This window comes from Pedobacter sp. ASV12, assembly GCF_016429155.1.
In the GTDB taxonomy this organism is placed as follows: Bacteria; Bacteroidota; Bacteroidia; order Sphingobacteriales; family Sphingobacteriaceae; genus Pedobacter.
In genome coordinates this window covers 1-1,947 of sequence record NZ_JAELUC010000174.1, presented here as the reverse complement: position 1 = coordinate 1,947, position 1,947 = coordinate 1, and the positions used below count along the sequence as shown (strand labels likewise).

Here is a 1,947-nt window from a genome sequence, read left to right as displayed (position 1 = left end):
GCTCACGATACTGTGTTTACAGGGTATGGTAAAAATGAAAAAATACCTAAAGAATTTTCTTTGGTTAATTTCAGAAATAGCATGACTTTAAAAGATTTTACAAAAGGTGATTTCAAAGTATTTAATGAGAAATCAATTAGGTGCAAAAAATCAATAAACAAGTTTCTGCAAGACTTTATTGACTAGAAAGAATCGGAATTGCCTCGTGATCTCGACTAGCGCGCGCTTCTGGAATCAGTCATAGGCAATCCTATCTTACAATGTAAATATACTAAAAATCGGTCAATTAAACAAATTTATTTCATGTCCCAACTCGTATATAGTTACCATAATTATACTGGCTCTGTCCTGTTTCCCCATAAAATACCCCTTTGATTTTTAATGTATCTTTTTATTATAATAGACTAAGACCATCCCACCTTCTGAACTACTATTTGGAGCGTCAAACTCTTTTGAAATTAGTTTTGTAATATTTCTTTCAATGCTATCCTTATATTTTACTGTACTCTTTCTAAATAGAGTTGTATCATTTTCCGAAGTTTAGATAAAACTTCGGGATAATTGGCGTATATCTTCCTAGCTGCATTCTACACTTGTACTTTAGTGACATTTGTCGTCTGCACTAACGCTTTGGAACCATTATAGCCTATTTCTTTACGCCAAGCATTTGTAAAAGCTTGATGTTCTGTTTTTGTAAGTACAATAGAAAGCGAACTTATTTGATCAGGTAGCCTGCGAGCCACAGACTAAGGAGTTGGGTTGCAGTTCTCATTTCTTAACCTTATAATAGACTTCGTTGTTCAATTTTATATTAGAGCGGGAGAGGATGCTAATATAGCAGGGGTCCAACATCTCCTTTGGATTAGGCTCTTTTATTTCTTTTATTTTTGCACCAGCGCCAAATTGAATCAGGCTAGATGTTATGGCCATGTCCCCTATTTCAAGCTCTTCTTCAACTATTGTCTTGGAAAGTATGGTAAGGTACAACTCATCTTTGGTAAGTCGATACTTCCCTTTTAGCTTCAGCAGGCTTCTTGCATCATCTCCATCACTATATAGGTTTAGAACAAACGTTCCATCCTTACTAAACACAAAATGCTGATTCAGACCGTTGCCGATTAATCTACTTCTTATCTGCCAAGTACCTACTAACTCATCTTTGGTTAGATAGTCTGTTCCTTTTTTTTGCTGTGCAAAAGCCTGACTATAAATCACCATCATCAACACAAACATTGTTTTTTTCATAACTAATATATTTTAAATGTACCAATAATAGGTGGCCTAGGTGGTTCAGCCGTTTTTGGTGTTACTGTAGGCCTTAGAGTATAAAACTTAACGCTCTCTATGGATTTTCGACCAAAAACACTTCCTTTTTCTGGCCCAATAGGCAAAAAGCCATTACTACGTCCCACATTTGCTACTTCTCCTTTGCCGACATTATCCCCCACCGATAGAGAAGCCACGTGCCCATGGCCTCCGGGATTTTTATATCCCAATAGAGATAATCCCCCATTTTCAGCATTTGCCAAGGCAGTGCCTTTATCTGCGCTTTGCAATAAAGGACTAGTTGCAAACTGATCGCTCATACTATTAGCCATGCCTGTCATAGCAATTCCAGATGAGTTATCTGTCGCTGATGCAATGGTATTCAATATGTTTTGAGTGGCGAAATTACAATAAGTAGTCGTACCATTTGTACCTACAACAGGATCTAATGTACTATTACTCAAATTCAAACTTTGCTGCTCTTCGATTGCCGTCGTCAGATTCACTGTATTCTTAGCCACAGACGGAATAGCTGATTGCGATTTATCAAAGCCAATAAACTCATAGTGTAAATTCAATCCTTTTCCCACCTGTTTATATTGAGCCGTCGAACCGTCGTTCACATGCTTCACCAGATTGCCATCCTTATCATAGAAATCAGATGGTGGCGCAGCATACATC

General features: G+C 37.4%; 3 protein-coding genes. 1 reads left to right on the top strand and 2 read right to left on the bottom strand.

Annotated features, from left to right (window positions below; all coding sequences use genetic code 11):
- Positions 1–186, top strand: a 186-nt coding sequence (locus tag JHD69_RS21145; RefSeq protein ID WP_233166081.1) for a hypothetical protein, incomplete at its 5' end; no start/stop codon positions are given.
- Positions 187–768: 582 nt separating this feature from the next.
- Here the strand turns inward: JHD69_RS21145 and JHD69_RS19615 are convergent.
- Positions 769–1,245 carry a hypothetical protein gene (locus JHD69_RS19615; protein ID WP_199142032.1) on the bottom strand — a complete coding sequence of 159 codons (477 nt, stop codon included), beginning with the start codon at positions 1,243–1,245 and terminating at the stop codon, positions 769–771.
- Between the two features lie 2 nt (positions 1,246–1,247).
- Positions 1,248–1,947, bottom strand: a 700-nt coding sequence (locus tag JHD69_RS19610) for a hypothetical protein (RefSeq protein ID WP_199142031.1), incomplete at its 5' end; no start/stop codon positions are given.